Here is a 17,199-nt window from a genome sequence, read left to right as displayed (position 1 = left end):
TCTATTTCGCCAGTGCTATTCTTTTGTTCAGATGAGTGTTTCTGAATAGCGTCTTATTGTTCCTGACGGCTATGCCAAGTGCTTTCTTTTGGCCAACGAGGACAACAAGTTTCCTTCCTCGAGTAATTCCAGTATATGTCAAATTTCTTTGTAGCATTATATAGTGTTGCATCATTATCGGGATAACAATTGCTGGATACTCAGATCCCTGCGATTTGTGAATCGACACGCCATAGGCAAGAACTAGTTCGTCAAGGTCTGTGTACTCATATTTCACGTCTCGCCCATCAACGACGACAATTACCTCTTGTTCTTCTGAATCAATTTTTACGATTCGCCCGATGTCACCATTAAATACTTCACGGTCGTAATCATTTTTTATTTGCATGACCTTGTCGCCCACCCGGAACGTCCGTCCTCCACGAGCGATTTCCTCCCCCCGGGGATTAAGGGATTCCTGAAGTGCGCTATTCAGGTTTGACGTCCCGACAAGGCCACGGTTCATGGGAGTTAATACCTGGATGTCGTCGATCGGGTCCAGACCAAACTTTATCGGAATCCGTTCCTTGACCAGCTGGATTATTCGCTGCAGCGCTCGTTCGGGTTCGTCCTCCTCGACAAAGTAAAAATCGTCGCCCTCCATTTTCGGCCGGAGGTCGGGCATGACACCCCTGTTGATCTTGTGGGCATTGACGATAATGGAGGATTTTTGGGCCTGCCGGAAGATCTCGTTCAGTTCCACGACAGGAATGGTTCCAGAGGCGATCACGTCCTTGAGCACGTTGCCGGCTCCAACCGAGGGCAACTGGTCAACGTCACCCACCAAAATCAGTGTGGCCGGCTTCGGTATGGCCTTGAGCAGGTGGTGCATCAGGATGAGATCGATCATGGACGCCTCATCCACAACAATCAGCTCGCAGTCGAGGGGGTGGTCCTCGTTCTTTTGGAACCCGCATTTTTGAATGGAATATTCCATTAACCGGTGCAGGGTCTTGGCTTCATGGCCGGTGGCTTCGGACATGCGCTTCGCCGCACGGCCTGTCGGTGCTGCCAGTAGGATGTGCTTGGTGATCGCGGAGAAGATTTTCAGGATGGCACGGATAATTGTCGTTTTGCCCGTCCCCGGCCCTCCGGTAATGACCAGGACCTTGCTCGTGGCTGCGGCCTTGACCGCTTCGACTTGCTTCTTCGCCAGTGCCATCGACAGCTTTTCCTGAACCCATTCCACGGCCTTTGGGGCATCAATGGTGCGGACACCCTTTGGGGCTACCATGAGGGCCTTCAGGCGAGCGGCGACCTGGTTCTCCGAAAGATGGTATTTAGCGAGATAAACGGCGTCGATGGGACCACTGTCGGCATTCAAGGTCTCGCAGACGACCTTCTTGTCCGAGGCCAACCTGGCAATCGCATCAGCAAGGACGGCCGTCTCAACCTCCAGGATCTCGTTGGCTTTCTCGATTAATGGTTCCCGGGGGTAAAAGACGTGTCCCTCGTCGGACAATTGGTGAAGGACGTAGAGGATGCCGGCCTCGGCCCGGAGCGGCGAGTTTTTATCGAAGCCAAGCTTCTGCGCGATTTTGTCTGCAGTGACGAAGCCTATGCCGAAAATATCGTGGGCCAGCCGGTAAGGATTCTCCTGAACCACGGCAATGGATTCGTTTTTATACTGCTTGTAGATTTTCGTAGCGTATCCGGAGCTGACCCCATGGGTCTGAAGAAACAGCATGACGGAGCGAATTTCTTTCTGCTCTTCCCACGCCTGACCGATCATGCCGACCCGTTTGGAGCCGATGCCCGGCACCTCAACAAGCTTCTGGATATCCGCCTCAATGACGTCCAGCGTGGCCTCCCCGAACAACTTAACGATGCGCCTGGCCATGACTGGGCCGATGCCCTTGATCAGACCCGACCCAAGGTATTTTTCGATTCCGTGGACAGAGGCGGGGGTAGTCGTTTTGTAGTAGGCGAGTTTGAACTGCTCGCCGAACTTTGGGTGGTTCGCCCACTCCCCCTTCATTTTTATGATCTCGCCAGGGGTTGGGCAAAGGATGTTACCACAAACAGTTACAAGGTCACGTCGTCCATAGACCTTCACTTTGGCAATAGTATAACCATTCTCTTCGTTGGTGTACGTTACACGTTCAATCTGGCCCTGGAGATCTACTAGTTCCATAGCAAACTACATACAGATGGACGGGCTACCCCTGTCGTTGTCCTTGTTGAAAAATTCCTGCTACTTCATTCCATTCATTGACATAGCCTGACGCTGTCCAACAGAACACGAAGGCGAATTCTCACAGTTTCATTACACAGTACCCATCAGCCGCAATTCTTGCCACTATTTCTTTGTGTCTCAAAGAAATGATGTCCGTTTCATGTGCCGGATCGCGCGAATTTCTGAGAAATTGTATTTTCCCCAATTGTTCAAGAATACCTTCTGGTACCATTGAAAGATCGTCTCGCTCCCTGGTGAATAAGTATACTTTAGGATTGCCCTTACTTTGGTGAATAGCGAAAATCATAATTACCTACTTGTTGTGCGATGATCGTTAAAGTATGGTCAGGGTTATTTATGCACTTAAAGGTTGAGCGCTAAGCGCAAGCACTCATTTCTGCCCTATATAATAAAAATAACACCCTAGCATGATTGTTCTTCTTCCATTATCGAGATTTGACGATAACATTCATTTGAAAATTTAGGATATTTATCAGCTATTGCTCTATTCGTTGCAGTTTTTAGCAATTTATAGCACAGGTGATGCCCTGAAAAGACTATACCGAATTCCTGAAACGAGCTAGACAGTCCGTTTAAGAAGCCAAGTTTTTCCTCGTAATTTGTCAATCTGTGACGAATATAATTAACAGCCATCCTGTTTGTACACACTGTTTCTTCAAAGAAGTCCTCCCACCTCGAGTCGTGTCTTCTCAAAAAACAATCTATCCTGTCATTAACCCAGTCATTCCAATTCTGAAGAGCAGCAACTTCAATACCTTCAACAGGAACCAAGCGAACATCTATGTCAATTTTTGAATAGTCGCTGACAATAGTCTTGATTTTTGATTCAAGAAATATCTTTTTAGCAGTCAACGTTTTCTCTTCATTAGTTTTTTTAGTTTTTTGAATTTTTTCCCGCCTAGCTACAGATGATTCAAGGGCCTCGCGAAATTCTCTAGACACTTCTATGGAACTAATTCTTTTGCTGTTGTATAAGCACAGCTGGTTTTTGTGTCCGACGTGATGTCTAAACTTGTCAGGATTGCCGGCAAATTTATCAATGAGAGACCTTGTCCAACCTCTCTCGAGTAAATCTTGCTTTAAAATATAATCAAAACTTTCCATAACAATCTCCTTATTTAAATTGAAATTTGTTTTGCAAACAAAAAATTAAAAGTATTATTATTTTAGGAAACGGGATCATCCGCCAAAACGTTTGCATGGCCTCGTTGCTCGCACTGGCAACTCAAGTTAGATGTCTATGATAAGATACAACTCGTACATGCCAAGTATTAAAATACAGTCAATTCCGACAAAGAGAGAAACTGTTAACGCCCGGAAATATCGCGACCTCCCAGGCGTCAACATCTATTATGCCGTTAATGATAAATCAAAGTGCCAACGTCTTGATCTCCGTGGCCGGAATTTCTTTCAAATTCTTTTTCGAACTCGATATCGTCGCAATACATCAATATGTCAGGATGTTTATTTAGTATTGCCTGATTCGACACCTTGTCTAAAATGCATACGCACTTTTGATAATCACTAAATTCGGCTCCTCTTTTCGTCAACTCGATGCGAAGCATGTCGATGTAATTACGACCATACAAATAGTTTGATTCGCGAATCTTAATGTACTCCAAGATGACCTCTAAGATCTCACCTGACGGGATTTCATGGTGCCAGCATCTATCCCCAGAGGGCTTCCGGAGGCCCGTCTTTTGCATCATTACTTTATCGTACAAATCAAGTGCGCGAGAGATTAACGTCGCTGAACCAGACTCATTCACTTTTAATTGAAAATGTTTACAGAAGTTATATGCAAATTTTGCCTGATGGCTTAAGTTGCGCACTATCCTCTGGTTAGATTTTTTTACACGAACATCTCTTGCCAAATTAAATTCTCTCATTTTTTCGATAGAATATATCTTTGTTTTGTCAAAAAATCTCCATTGCTTTTGATGTATCCCTGCGCTTACTGTTATATCAGGTTCGCCATATAACGATTGTGTCAAGCGAAGTGACCATCCTCTTTTTGCCAGATCCTCCATCGAAAAATATGCACGTTTAATATTCATGATGCCTCCTTGATTTTTACTAGGAAGACTATACATAAATTCTTGAATAATGCAATATCTATTTTGGTCAAGTAATATCTTTTCCCTTTTTAAAAAATATCTTGACTAGTACCTGCGTGGTCATTGAATATTAATGCTCCTACTTTCAATAAATTTGTACAACGATTGGCGACTAACCCCAAGAATCTTTGCAATAGATGCTTTTGGAACATTCAATTCAATAAGTTGTTTAATCTCATCGATTCTATTATCCATTTTCGATTTGCCAAGACTTCCTTTCTTACGACCAAGGACCTTGCCCTGCGCCTTGGCTCTCTCCAAACCATTTTTGTTCGTTGGCTCAAGAAGTCCCGTTCCAACTCAGCGAACATCCCTGACAGGTAGATTATGCACTTGGACGCCATGTCGGAATCGCTTCGAGTGTTGATCCCCTGTTTGATGGCAATCAGCGCCACGTCCTTTTCCTTCAGTTGCTCCACGATTCGAACCATCTCCCCGAGCGAGCGCCCTAGCCGCGACAACTCGCTAACGACTATAGTGTCCCCAGGTGCCAAGCGCTCCAACAGGTCGTCGATTCGGCGTTCCTTTGTCGACTTCCGGCTGGAGATCTCAATTTCCAGGAACTCGTCAACACGGAGACCAGCTTGGTTGGCGAACCCAAGGTGAATAATTAGACTTTAGGATTGCCCTTGCTTTGGTGAATGGCGAAGATCACTAGAATCCCCTGGAAACAGTGTTTAAGATATATTCCTAGTTTTTTGGATGACCATATTTGTATTTCGATATGCAGTCAACGCCCAGAGATCTTGCCGCCTCCAGGCGTCGATTGCATTGTTCAGTAGCTGTTCAAGAAATCCATCTAATTGCTATTTGGCAACGACGGTCTTTATTTGCACCACATTGGCTTGAGTTTGTGCTTGATGGCACCCGCAGCAGATAATACTAGTTGAAAATCGATTTAATTCGATAAATGTTTTCACTTGTATATCCATCGATTGTTTCTGATTGTTTTAGTTCCAAAGCCGCACTTTCAAGATCGGGATATTTTTCTTTCACAGTAGTGTAAAACTTATCGTACAACTTATCGACGCAAGACATGTATGTTTCGCTTGGCATCCCCAGTTCAGCAAGGCCATGTTTTATGTTTTTTAAATGTGAAAGAGCAGTGTTGATATTTGAACTATTTTTGAGCATCAGAACGGCAACCCTTTTCAGCGCGTCTTCTGAAATTGAATCAGACCAAGTCTCTCCGTCGGGGTGAAATTCATCACCAGTTTCTAAGAACATTCTGCGATCGTACTCAGTCCTTGCTCTGTCGAGCAATGTATCAAGGTCGGGCATGTCAATTAGCAAATCAAAAGATTCGCAAAAATTATTACTTCTTTTTTCATTATAAAATAATTTTCTTTCCATTGCCATTGAAACTAATTCAGAATATTTGTCAAAAAAATCTCTTGAGTCTTGGCCAATTTCACAAGAGACAACGCTTTCTTCTTCAAAAAGCTCAAGCGGTTGTTGCCCTTCGGATCGCTGCAAAACAATATCAGGTCCGCCAAAATACGCCAACATCAAAAGCCTTGACCATCCCCGTTCTTTCAAATCATCCCATGTTAAATAAACTGTGTCATAGTCCATAAAAGCCTCCTTGAATTTATTCAAGGAGCAATATAAACTATTTTATGAAAACATCAATACGCTTTGTTGAATAATGATTTATAAATTTGCATAAAAAAGTATTTGACTTGTCGAGTTTTTTTTAAAATGCTTTAAAAGCAATTCGCACAGAAAATCGCCAATCACAAGCATAAATATATCAAGACAACAATTGCTGCGAATTACTATGGTTGCGCCAGGTTTGCTGCGCATTTACCATTGTCCAGGGTTTACCATTTTTAGTCACAAAACCATCACCATTTAGATGATCAGCGACCTCTTGCCAGGTAAGACCTGACTCGCGCAGGCTGATCAATTGCTGGACTGTGGCCTTTCCATGATCACTTTCAATAAAAGCCTTCTGCCCCTCGCATTTGCCGGTCTTCGCCTTGGTCCGCTTCCTGGCTGCCCTGAGTTTGAGGACCAGCATCTGCTTTTCGTACTCGGCAATGGCTCCGAGCATTTGCCGCACAAGAACCCGCGTGGGGTCGTCATCCATCAGTCCTTTGCCTTCGACGGCCGAGATCAAGGTCACGCCCTGCTTGTGCAAATCTCGGATGATATTTTCCTGCACGGCCAACTTTCGAGCCAGACGGTCCAGGCGTTCGATCAGGACCGTCTTTACACCGTGTCCATTCTGCTCAAGGCTGACCATCATTTCGGCAAGCGCCGGCCGGTCCTCAAGGGTTCCGCTCACGCCACCGTCCATGTATATCTCAGCCACTTCCAGGCCATGCGTATTAGCATAGTCACGGATGGCCTTCTCCTGCCGTTCGGGTCCGTCTCCGTCGACCTGCGCCGCGCCGCTCACTCGAATATAGCCAAAGCACTTGATTGGAATGGTGTCGGTGTGGTTGACCATCTTTTACCCTCCTTTGTTTTCGTTCTACCCAGGATCGCACCATAGATCAATAAAAAATCCATTGATTATTTACATTCTTTAGAATGCCTAGAAAAAAATATTTCGAGGCATTTGGTACACTTATTGATCGTCGCTGCTGGTTAGCTTGGTCGGCTTGGGCGCTGTCCAGTGAAACTCGAATTCCACAGTTTCGGTTGACGACAGCAGTCAGGAGGGACCCGCCCATTGCCGCTGTCATGCGTGTCGAGGCCGGACGTTCGATTATGGTTGACACTTAGATGGCAACCGTCATGATTTGATCAGAAAAGCGCTCGTCTTTTGCCGCCACCTTTGACGCTGGCCCCAGATGCGTAAGCCGTGATCTCCTGCCAAGCTCCTTCCTCTTCGCCTGCACAAAAATGGTTGAGCAGCCAATTCCACCTTAGGGATCCGATTTGGCTCCAAGGTGAGTCCGCCTGGATACGTGGAAACGATCTAAGTTCCTCGGGTCAGCAGCGAGTGCTTCGGGTGCAAAGCAATTCAAATTTGCTGTTTGGGCAAAAGAGGAGTGCAGTTATGGCAATTTCACAGAGAGCAAGTCAAAAGAAAGTAGAAAATAAAAAGAAAAAAAGAAAAATGAAGATTTCCAAAATAAAAAAATCATATTTCGAAAAAGCTAAAAAAGAAGCATATCCTAAATTTGTATTTCAAGAATATGACAAAAAATCAGTGTCTCCGAAGTTTGTCGAAGCCGTCAAGTATGCTCTTGGTGAATTTGATTGCAGCAAAATGTCATGTGTCGATATCAGATACAGAAGAGTTCTTAAGCGTATAAAAAAATACGGAGTTGAGGCCGTAATGGATATTCCAATTCCGAGTTTAGACGACAATGACCAAGCAGATTTATTTGGAGAAACGCAGAAGCTGCTTGGCAATTGGGTTTTTACTTATTTAAATAGAAAGGGTATTTTGAAAAGCTTTCTTCCAACTAATGATTGTAGCTTTATGCTGAGCAGGGACTGGGTAATATCTTTTAGGGGTTTGCTCTCCAGATCTACTCCGAAAGGTTTGGCGTATTATTCGCCAAAGCAGCAAATTGTACAAATTGGAGACGAAGGCTGCATCGTCGCGTACTCAAATCATGCCTTGCAAAGGATGTCTGAACGATGTGTTGAAAGTCCCCTTTCCTATGACGCAAGCGGGGAATTGTTTTCTTGCCTTTACGACAAAAACAAACTCGAAGTTTGCGAGGTATTCTATAATCAAAAGTACATCCCGGCTATCGCGCTTTATAGGATGTGCACCCCAGGCTATGTGACATATCAATACGTAAACCAGGTTGCAGAGGATTGTGATTTATCTAAAGTTTATTATCGCAAAGTTGGCTATATGCCCATATGGACATACGAAGGACTCGCCCGGGGGATTACTTTTTTAACGCCAGGGATGAAAGGCACCCCTGAAGACCTGTTGATCAAAAGTAAATGTAATTCCAAAGAAGCGAAAGAATTGTATCACGGCGTAAGCAAAACTATATCTTTTGAAAATTTTATTGAATGCATGGACCTGTCAACCATTAAATGGTTTCACGAAAATGGTGTCAAGCAAATAGCGCAAGAGTTTTAGCAAAACAGGCCCTTGTCTCTCTTTGAGTGACAAGGGCCTGTTTTGAGTCGCGTTTAAAAGAATGGTTGGAAAACAGCCTGAGTTGAATATTGTCCAAACAATTTTGCAAAATCATAAGACTGACTATAGCTTGTTTTCAAATTTTTGAAGCATATCCAGAATCAAATCTTTTAACATATTTATTCTTTCCTGAGCTTGGTTGGCATCATGAAAAATAATTGATTTTACTTCGTCAATGTCTATTGCCATTCCACGAAATGCACCTACGTAAATCTTGGAATTGCTTTCAAACAAATTCACCAGCAACGAAAACCATTCGTCCTCGTTGGTGTTACCCTGGGACTGAGTAAGCAAACCTACAGTTGATCTACCAAGGTTCTTGTCATCGTAAGCAATGAACGTTCGACCGATCAATGTGAACATTTCCATCTCCCTTTAGTTAATCATCGCGTGTAGTCTATTCTTATTGCTCTTAAATAAACTCTGCTGAATCGAAGCAATAGCCACGGCTAATGCTTTTAATGTTGTGCTGTAATAATTAAATCGAAGGTCATGACTCAGTTCGACCTGGATAACTTTGAAATTCCGTCCATACCCTTTATAGCTTGGCACTCGAGGATCTCCGTTGATATGCCGGTACAGGCACTTTGTCCCAATAAATCTATTGTCCAACAAAACATTGTAAGTTCCAGAGTCACCCAAGACAACCTTTAAATACTGTGCAGTGTCTTCGTCGCACAACGCTCCCCATCTAGTGCCAAGTTCTATGTCGATCGGCACCAAGTCGGCAGAAAAATAATTCTTCATGCCGTGCAGGGAGATATACAAAAAACAGTTGTTGACTTCTTTTCCACCATTAATGGCATTTTTATGCCTAAGGATGTGGGACAAAGCTTTTCGTTGTTGGGCATGCGCTTGAACCGAGGCAGCATTACTGAAGTCAATATCACGATTGAGGTCAGCTAGGGTCCTGGGGACCAACGATTGAATCACTCCAGCACCAGTGACTTCGGCCAAGTCGTGTGAAAGTTCCAACGTCCTCTCATCGGACTCGTTCGGCTCACCGGCACAGTGAGGTGCATCAATAATCACCTGGATACGCGAATCTCCAGGCCAATACCTGACGTAGTCCATATATTTGTAGTTAACTTTCACGGCAACATTCTCGTTATTTATTGTTATTTCGACCCAACCAATCGCCAGAGTGGACAATGGAACCATGAGGGACCCCGTAAAAAAAATAGATCCAAGCGGACATGTTCATTCCATTATCTAATCGGACAGGCGTCTGTTCCCGATGGTAGCCTTGGCGCTCGCCGTCCCGATGGCCCTCCAAGGCATCCAGCGATTTGATCAACTTATTGTCCCAGACCATGATCACTTCACCTTTGATTAAAGACGTCTCTGGTTGCTTGTGGACGAATGGAATCCCTGACGAAAACATGGTGTACTTGTTTACCGTCGTCGCAGGACCGACAAATTCAAATCCTTCTCTTCCGTTAAGGAGACGTTGGTAGTTAGATTGTCCCTGGCGGAGTGTGCCGTAAACAAAGAGATTCATTGGTATCACGTGTCGCTCTCCATTGTTTTAAAACTATGGATCGTCGAATATACGTACCTAAAAATTTGTCAACTCGAAATTTACTTTCAGAAAAAAATTTTTCAGTAAAACATTTTCAGAGAAAAATGGAGGTATGTTATGATATTTGAATGCGATTTGTGTGGCAAAGATATTATTGAAAGTACTTATTTTTATTCATTAAATCTAAACTACGAGAGATTTCATGACGGTGGAATTGAAGTTGGCACGAGCAATTGCATGCTCACCCTGTGCGACCGGTGCATTGGCAAGCTGCCTGTTGCAAAACTCTTATCGTATGTCGTGCGGATGGGTGGTGAGAGCGGACATGAACGTTATGATCAAATAATTGAAGTAATTAATAGTAACGACAATAAGATAACATCAAACAACAGCTACAAGTAGCACCCATTTTGTCTTACACAAAACAAAAAACCCCCAGATCCACCAAGACCTAGGGGAGTTTTTTGTTTGTTTTGAAATCTATCTAGAGAATCACGAGATAAACCATTATATATTATTGGACGAATTCAAGGAAACAGCCTCGATTCTTCCATTGTCTTTGATGAAATCAAGAACGATACTGTTTTTAGTAGCAAGTGATTTTAAGGCCCTGTGATAAGACACGGGAACTCTTGCGTCATCTTCATGAATATTTCCGATTTTACCATTTAATTTTTTAATGTATTTGAGAATGATTTTGTAGTCTACACCAGAGTCTGAATTAAATTCTTCTTTTAAATAATTTAAAAAATTCAGCACAACACTTTCGACATCCGTCACTTTTATTTCTTCAGTGACCGTTGGTGACTTGGTGTGTGGCAACCAAGCTATCAAACCCCAGGCGTGACCATCGTCATAATCGTATTTGGCAACATTTAGCACTCCTCGTTTTCGTAAAAGGTGAAAAGCTCTACGAACTGAAACAAGATTTGAACGGGTGCGCTGTAAATTTAAATGCTCAATTACTTGGTCTACCCCGATATAATCGTCGTCATGGAATAAATGAATAATTGCTTTTTGTAATTTGCCAAGTTTATTCATTTTCAAAGTCCTTCAGATGCGGATACTCTGGAAACATTATTTTTTTATTTTTGAATGCCAGTCTGAGTTTACGTTTACGCTCTTGCCGAGAAAATCCTTGGTCTATTGGCCGAGGAGTAGGATTAGAGATAACATATTTGTTCTTAATCAAAAACAATCTTAACTTAAAAATCTTGCGAAGATTGATTAAAGCCTTCTGCGGGGTGTCGCCCAATGCATCAGCATCATGTTTTAATGATCCTGCCCTTACAATTAAATTGTACAACTTTTCACTTTTCATCTTTCCCTCAATTCTTGTGTTTTATTTAGGTTTTTTTCAAAACAACAAATTTACTTTAAAAGTTCATTTTAGAAGTTAAGACACTGATAGCCAGCAACTGTCTGGTAGCACTAAAATATTCCTTGCCGGCAGACGCTCCAAATTCGCCGTGTAAGCGCAGTTCTTGCTCCAAGGCAGGGCAAAGGTCGTCTTGGCCAGGAAAACGCAACCAGCGGCGTCCTGGGACGAAATAGCCATCGCTTGCGGATTTCTGGTCAAATCGGTCAGGTACCGGCCGACTAAACCTGTATAATGGTGTCCTCCTCGGCCCAGGATCTGCGCATCGAGGCAGCAACCGAGAATCGGACATTGCCAAAGTCGGACGACAGACTATCCTCAATTATCTCCCTGAGCGCCTCCATGCGTTTGGCGGCACCGTGCTCAGGCACCTGGATATACAGGGCGTCGAAATGATGAAACAATATATCTTCCTCGGGATGATTCAAGAAATCATTGACTTTCAGCAGTAACCTTTTGAAGGCATCAGCCCCTGACCCTTGGACAACAAAATTAACAATGGTTGAATCTTTCACATTGTCATCGACGTAAAGTACTCTTGAAAATTTTGTATACATCTTGCCGTATGTACGAGCCATATGGAGAATTCTATTTTGGAACTGAAATATTACAGGAAACATATTTCTAAAATTGTTGAAAATTTCTGCTGAACATGACCGAGTAATTATAACGTTCGTTTCATAGCATCTAGAGACCAAGGCATGTTCATTTCCGCCATTTATGGCAATATTAAACAGCACCTTTCCAAAGGATCTGTCGTTAAATCGCTCCTCATTTAATGCTCCAGAAATTGACATGGCGACTTCAGTGTAAATATCTTTTCCTGAGTTTATCAGTCCCAATGCGTATGTATCATTTGACAAGCTGGATATAATGGTTGGCTCAAAGTGTTTCATATCAAATGCCAAAATAACATGGCCTTCACTTGGTAAGAATAATAATCTAAATTTTTTATTCAGAGTTGAAAGGATTCTATATCCGCTTCTCCCTGTGGTAGTTTCAATTTGATTTATAATACTGGGGAATTTCTCGTCTTTTTGCACTAACTTTTCGATCGTCTCAAGAGTTCGTTCGTCATTTGAATTGTTGGCAGTGCTCGCAATAGCCTTCATCTGGTCAAGCTTCTCGCCGTTGACGGAAAAACCATTACTTTTAAGATATTTGTTGTTAAGCAATAATATCTCTGATTCCATCTGGTATATGTAACAAATTTTCTTTGTTTTTAATAAGTCCATTTGTTTTTGATATATGTTGTATATTGATTTGCAAGATTTGTATCCTGTACTAAAGTCAGTTTCTACATCGTATTTTGACCCTAAGCCTATTAAATCAAGACTTGTATCTGAATTATTATTGAATATAATTCTGTGTGTTAAAAATATATCGTGAACACTTCCTGCGGTATTTTTATTAAAACAATTAAAGCACTGCTTGTGGTTATTGGTGACTACAAAATCATAGCTATCGTTTGTTTTTATATTATCAATTGTATCGACATGGTATTCATGAAATTTATTCTTAGTAAGTGTGTATGTCTTGTTTTGGCTGAAATATACTAATAATATATTAAAGTCACATTCCAAGTAGTTGTTATTATGTTCTTGTCTGTAGCTCGTCAGCAAGACGTTGTTTATTATATCCAGCTTGGCCAATGCTGCATAAAAATATAAACCATTATTTTCAATTTCAACTCCTTCGATATTGTTATATTTTGAATGCAGAGATTTTATTTTATACTTGGACATGTGCTCAAATTCATTCTTGAGCTGAGTTCTGGTGTCCCGGGCCTGATTTTTATGGACAAGGTGCATGGGGAGATTAACCTCCCATTCTGTTCCATTTAAATATAAGTACAAAGTAAATAATTTTAAAGTAAACGATTTGATTTCATTTTGATCAATTGAATCAATTTGATCATTTTTAAAAGTTATTGATTTCCAATCGAAAGCTCGGTCTATTTCCATTATAGTATCTATAATGGTACTAGACTGAGCTTTTCGTTCAGTATCAATGATTTTTAATTTTTGTAAATGTACATATAAATTTGAAATGACATGATGGATACTAAGTGTGCTTCGAGAACAAGTATGAGTCCCCTCTGTCCCCTCACAATCAGGCCCGGCTTTCAAATACTGAGCTTTGTGTTGCGCAACGAGGTGTCCAATCGTGTCAAATAATAACTTACGGAATTGAGTGGCTTTTGATTCAGAATCGGTGGTTGCTACACCAGCTATATACTCCAATGTTACGTCATAGAATCCGAAGTAATCGATAAATTTTCGTAACCGATCGACAGCCGTTCCTACTGGATCTTCTCTACGCTTGAAGGATATTCTTTGGGATGGCTCAGGAAGTGACCCTGGGTAGCTATTGCCAGCCACAACCAGTTCAATCGGGTGGTCCTTGCGCACGGGGCGTACCCGGTGAATGAGTTGGAGCAGCTCACTTTCCATTGCAATATATGGCCAGCTGTCCCTGAGGCCGTCCTGGTCAACTCCTGGGAATAAAATGTGGGCATCCTGCCAAGCGGTGTTAATATTTGGATAGGGAAGACCAATTACAAAAATAGCATCAAAGTCTTTAAATTGGTTAGTCCCTTTTTGTCCGAAGAAATTGTAGAACTCAAATTGAGTGTCTGGTTTAATTTCGCTGCATATATTCAGCAGTTGTTCGCAATTGCTCTTGAAAGAAACGATAAGCACTTTGTCGCGTGTAAAATGCGACAGGCCTGTTTCAATAATCTCTGACATTTCGTTGTCATGGATGTCTGTGCTTTTCTTGATATTTTTTTCAATAAATGTTGCTCTGCAATTCCAATCGATGTCGATATTTTTTGGCTGAACTGATTTATTGCATATTTTATTGACGATCAAATCGTTGCCCGTAGCATCAAGAAAAATGTATCTGGAATTGAACAGAAGCGACTTGTTGATTTGCTTAGTATAAAATTCAACTATTCCATTGTTCTTGAAATATATGCATGAGAATACATCTTCTTCATAAAAACCAGACAGCCACCGGACGGCATTGTAGTTTACTTGAGAGACGTAAAGTTGGCTGTAATTTTTCTTTAAAATTTCAACTGTATTGTTAATTGTCTCAATAATTGAAACGCTTGTTGTGCTCAATTTTCGGCTTAGAAAATCAAGTACGTTGTCGTGATTTGTTTCATGGTAGTTTTTAACAAGCAGTATCTCGTGATATTTGCTTGTCTTTTTGTTGTATACGTCAGTCACAAGTTTTATTATTTCTCCAATTATGGCAGCGCTATGTCCTTCGACGTGAGCAGAAAGCGCTCGTAAATCTGCCTCTGAAAAGCTTTTGTTCTCACTGAGCGCTAAAGGCAAGATATTTTCATCAATTATTGTTATATCAGCATCAAATATATCTGGATCAAGCTCACGAAGCATATGGTGCGTTGTAAAATAAATGCCGGGGTACATCTGCGTGCGTTCAGTGTGATACCCGCAATTTACTTTTCCAGAACAACGCTTGCAAAGTAATGTTGATGGCGAGTATCCAAGGTTTACCATTGATTTATAATCATCTTGGCAGTTGCATGAAGCTTCTTGGGTGTGCAGTCGGTGTGTTAAGTTGTTGTTGGCTAAGTTTTGCAAGGCAACATTGAAAGCTTCGTCTGCTTGGGCTACGTTGTAAGTGCTATATATAATTTTATTCCCACGAAGAGCTTGCTCGCAAGCGTATTCCAAGGCCAGATGGGTTTTTCCAGAGCCTGGAGTAACTTTTAAAAAGACATCACTATTTGAGTTTAAGCTGTCAGTAATAGCCTGCTGCGCCTCGTCGAGAGTCATCCTTAGGGGTGTGATATTAGGATCAACGAGTGGCTGGCTCTTGTTTTCATTTTGCAGAAATAATCCCGACCATTCATTTAAAGACATTCCTCCATTAGAAATCGACGCAGGACATGTAGACCGAAAACATTTCAATCGAAAGTATGGCGGTGTTACGAATGCATTGCCATTGGAATGGCCACAGGCAGGGCATGTTTTGTCGCTGAATGTGTAAATCTTGCCAATACCTTTATCTATCTCCTTGAATGAATACCCGTGGCTATTTAAAATTTCGAAAGTTTTATCCGAAGATATCGCCTTGAATTTTTTTGATATATCAAAAAATTTTATTTTTCTATCAGCATAGTCCTTGCGTAATTCTTTGTACAATTGGATTTTGCTGCCGAACTCGCCAAGTGAAGATACGTCAGAGATAATAGTGAAAATTAATAATTCCCTGGCTGCTTCAACATAAGAATAAGGATTAAGCTCATTGCTTGTAATTGAGCAATAGTCGTAGTAGCCGAAACCATCCATGATCCCGTTGCTATCAACTAAAGTGGAATGTCTGCCGACTAATTGCTTATGGTTTTGGAAAGGGTTATCCTTGCGTGCAAGTATTTGGTATGGTGCTGTTGTGTTTTCTGATGGTTGATAGTCAATCAGACAACTATTGAGTTCTGTTTTTATAAAGCCAACAAATCCATCGTAGTCATCTTGACTTAAAAGAATGTTGGAGATTGCTCTGAATCCATATCCGCCTGTTGCAATAAATTTAAAACGGTTAAGTACTCCTAATTTTGAGAGCGCCTGTATGAAAATTTTTACTCTGAAGATGGAGTCGTTTATAAGTTCAATTTCGCCATGTGAAACTTTGTCCAAGAAAGGATCGATGTCGACAAAAGGAAAATATAATTTTTGGCCATCGCTTTCAATAAGACGTGACCAATACAAACCTATGTTGCCTTGATAGATATCGCTTAAATTACTCTCTAGAAATTTTATGTAATCTGATTTTGTTGACGTGCTATATGGAGATTTGCCTGCAAGTTCTATTTTAAATGTAATCTTAGAATTATCCATTTTGTCACTTCTATTTTATGCAGTAGATATGATGTTGTCCTTAAACTTTGAATTGTCAGGGGCATACTCAATGAACGCCCCTTTATTTCCGATCCTCGTCTATTTTATATGGTTAGGCGGAAACTGGTGCCAAACTTGGCCATCAAGGATGTTATAACCTTCCTGTTTTCTGAACCCGCCTTTTTGTTTAAAAAAGAATGGTATGTTCATTTCGATGCACTTATCTCGAATTGGACGAACCCAGTCCAAGTCCATCGGACGAGCTTTGGGACCTGATTCGCCACCGACGATAACCCAATTGATGCCTTCGAAGTTCAGGGCTGGAAGTGGACCAAGGAGTGGTTCAATGGAAACAAAACGTACAATTGCTGGAGTTGTTCGCAGGTTATCAATCCGACTTAACGCCTGCTCGTTTTCGACGGTCAAGCCCATCCATATGTTGTCGTGCCAAAACAAATAGGGGGACAATTCTTCCAGTCGATCGCCTCGTTTTGTCAACACTTGGAAAATATGTTGAGGAGCGCGTCGCATATACGTAAAAACTTCATCAATAAATTCAAGCGGAATTTCTTTGTGAAACATGTCCGACATAGAATTTACGAATATCATCTTTGGCTCTCGGTAACTCAACTTTTTATCCAACATGTCGGGATGCAGCGTCAGATCAAAACCGTTTCGATATTTTTTCAGGCCCATCAGCTTGCATCTTTTAGCCATTAATTCCGCATAGCAATTTGCGCATCCAGCACTTATCTTTGTGCATCCAGTTGTCGGGTTCCATGTACAATCAGTCCAATCAATCTTTGTTTTGTTCATTCTCAGCACCTCTCTAAATTTGTAATTATTTGCTTTTAAGGATGACCTCCAAGCTGAAAAAAGACTAGCCAAAAACCATAGGTTTGTCAATAATTAATTAAAGCCTAATCTGCTCTTGCAATTTTCTGGGATATTT

General features: G+C 41.7%; 17 protein-coding genes. 2 read left to right on the top strand and 15 right to left on the bottom strand.

Annotated features, from left to right (window positions below; genetic code table 11):
* Position 1 precedes the first annotated feature (1 nt).
* The 8 genes from DMR_RS17190 to DMR_RS17175 all read right to left on the bottom strand — a co-directional run bounded on the left by DMR_RS17190 (position 2) and on the right by DMR_RS17175 (position 6,808).
* Positions 2 to 2,173 carry an SF1B family DNA helicase RecD2 gene (locus DMR_RS17190; protein ID WP_015862276.1) on the bottom strand — a complete coding sequence of 724 codons (2,172 nt, stop codon included), beginning with the start codon at positions 2,171 to 2,173 and terminating at the stop codon, positions 2 to 4.
* 121 nt (positions 2,174 to 2,294) lie between these two features.
* On the bottom strand, positions 2,295 to 2,522 hold the full coding sequence (locus DMR_RS23765) for a YcgL domain-containing protein (protein ID WP_015862275.1): 228 nt from the start codon (positions 2,520 to 2,522) through the stop codon (positions 2,295 to 2,297).
* A gap of 116 nt (positions 2,523 to 2,638) precedes the next feature.
* Positions 2,639 to 3,340 (bottom strand): hypothetical protein, encoded by a 702-nt coding sequence (locus DMR_RS24690; RefSeq protein ID WP_015862274.1) that lies wholly within the window; start codon positions 3,338 to 3,340, stop codon positions 2,639 to 2,641.
* 254 nt (positions 3,341 to 3,594) lie between these two features.
* Positions 3,595 to 4,293: a hypothetical protein gene (locus tag DMR_RS24685; RefSeq protein ID WP_015862273.1), complete on the bottom strand. Its 699-nt coding sequence runs from the start codon at positions 4,291 to 4,293 to the stop codon at positions 3,595 to 3,597.
* A 120-nt stretch (positions 4,294 to 4,413) separates the two neighbouring features.
* Complete coding sequence (locus DMR_RS25800; protein ID WP_081429638.1) at positions 4,414 to 4,548, bottom strand: helix-turn-helix domain-containing protein; 135 nt, start codon at positions 4,546 to 4,548, stop codon at positions 4,414 to 4,416.
* On the bottom strand, positions 4,506 to 4,961 hold the full coding sequence (locus DMR_RS25795) for a recombinase family protein (RefSeq protein WP_407636345.1): 456 nt from the start codon (positions 4,959 to 4,961) through the stop codon (positions 4,506 to 4,508). Before DMR_RS25795 ends, DMR_RS25800 begins: the two co-directional genes overlap by 43 nt.
* A 274-nt stretch (positions 4,962 to 5,235) precedes the next feature.
* Positions 5,236 to 5,928 (bottom strand): hypothetical protein, encoded by a 693-nt coding sequence (locus DMR_RS24680; RefSeq protein WP_015862271.1) that lies wholly within the window; start codon positions 5,926 to 5,928, stop codon positions 5,236 to 5,238.
* A gap of 178 nt (positions 5,929 to 6,106) precedes the next feature.
* Positions 6,107 to 6,808 (bottom strand): recombinase family protein, encoded by a 702-nt coding sequence (locus DMR_RS17175; RefSeq protein WP_015862270.1) that lies wholly within the window; start codon positions 6,806 to 6,808, stop codon positions 6,107 to 6,109.
* A 555-nt stretch (positions 6,809 to 7,363) separates the two neighbouring features.
* Between DMR_RS17175 and DMR_RS24675 the strand changes: the two genes are divergently transcribed.
* Positions 7,364 to 8,413 carry a hypothetical protein gene (locus DMR_RS24675; RefSeq protein WP_015862268.1) on the top strand — a complete coding sequence of 350 codons (1,050 nt, stop codon included), beginning with the start codon at positions 7,364 to 7,366 and terminating at the stop codon, positions 8,411 to 8,413.
* Positions 8,414 to 8,536: 123 nt separating this feature from the next.
* On the opposite strand, the gene DMR_RS17170 is transcribed toward DMR_RS24675, so the two are convergent.
* Genes DMR_RS17170 through DMR_RS23755 form a run of 3 tightly spaced genes read right to left on the bottom strand, consistent with a single transcriptional unit; the run spans position 8,537 to position 9,974 of the window.
* Entirely contained in the window at positions 8,537 to 8,836 is a 300-nt protein-coding gene (locus tag DMR_RS17170; protein WP_043600978.1) for a hypothetical protein, read from the bottom strand.
* 12 nt (positions 8,837 to 8,848) lie between these two features.
* Positions 8,849 to 9,634: a hypothetical protein gene (locus DMR_RS24670; RefSeq protein WP_043600977.1), complete on the bottom strand. Its 786-nt coding sequence runs from the start codon at positions 9,632 to 9,634 to the stop codon at positions 8,849 to 8,851.
* Positions 9,582 to 9,974, bottom strand: coding sequence for a gamma-glutamylcyclotransferase family protein (locus DMR_RS23755; RefSeq protein ID WP_015862265.1), 393 nt, complete (start codon positions 9,972 to 9,974; stop codon positions 9,582 to 9,584). Before DMR_RS23755 ends, DMR_RS24670 begins: the two co-directional genes overlap by 53 nt.
* A 138-nt stretch (positions 9,975 to 10,112) precedes the next feature.
* Between DMR_RS23755 and DMR_RS24665 the strand changes: the two genes are divergently transcribed.
* Positions 10,113 to 10,397: a hypothetical protein gene (locus tag DMR_RS24665; protein ID WP_015862264.1), complete on the top strand. Its 285-nt coding sequence runs from the start codon at positions 10,113 to 10,115 to the stop codon at positions 10,395 to 10,397.
* 105 nt (positions 10,398 to 10,502) lie between these two features.
* Here DMR_RS24665 and DMR_RS24660 read toward each other — a convergent pair whose 3' ends face one another.
* From DMR_RS24660 to DMR_RS17155, 4 genes are all read right to left on the bottom strand, one after another.
* A complete protein-coding gene (locus DMR_RS24660) occupies positions 10,503 to 11,036 on the bottom strand; it encodes a hypothetical protein (protein ID WP_015862263.1) in 534 nt (177 codons plus the stop codon).
* The gene (locus DMR_RS24655) at positions 11,029 to 11,316 is read right to left on the bottom strand and encodes a hypothetical protein (protein ID WP_015862262.1); all 288 of its coding nucleotides are present in this window, start codon (positions 11,314 to 11,316) and stop codon (positions 11,029 to 11,031) included. Before DMR_RS24655 ends, DMR_RS24660 begins: the two co-directional genes overlap by 8 nt.
* A gap of 278 nt (positions 11,317 to 11,594) precedes the next feature.
* Positions 11,595 to 16,247 carry a DNA polymerase gene (locus DMR_RS23750; protein WP_081429636.1) on the bottom strand — a complete coding sequence of 1,551 codons (4,653 nt, stop codon included), beginning with the start codon at positions 16,245 to 16,247 and terminating at the stop codon, positions 11,595 to 11,597.
* 99 nt (positions 16,248 to 16,346) lie between these two features.
* Entirely contained in the window at positions 16,347 to 17,063 is a 717-nt protein-coding gene (locus DMR_RS17155) for a DUF5131 family protein (protein ID WP_015862260.1), read from the bottom strand.
* Positions 17,064 to 17,199 lie beyond the last annotated feature (136 nt).

Source organism: Solidesulfovibrio magneticus RS-1 (assembly GCF_000010665.1).
Classification (GTDB): domain Bacteria; phylum Desulfobacterota; class Desulfovibrionia; order Desulfovibrionales; family Desulfovibrionaceae; genus Solidesulfovibrio; species Solidesulfovibrio magneticus.
This window is presented reverse-complemented; position numbering and strand designations above follow the sequence as displayed.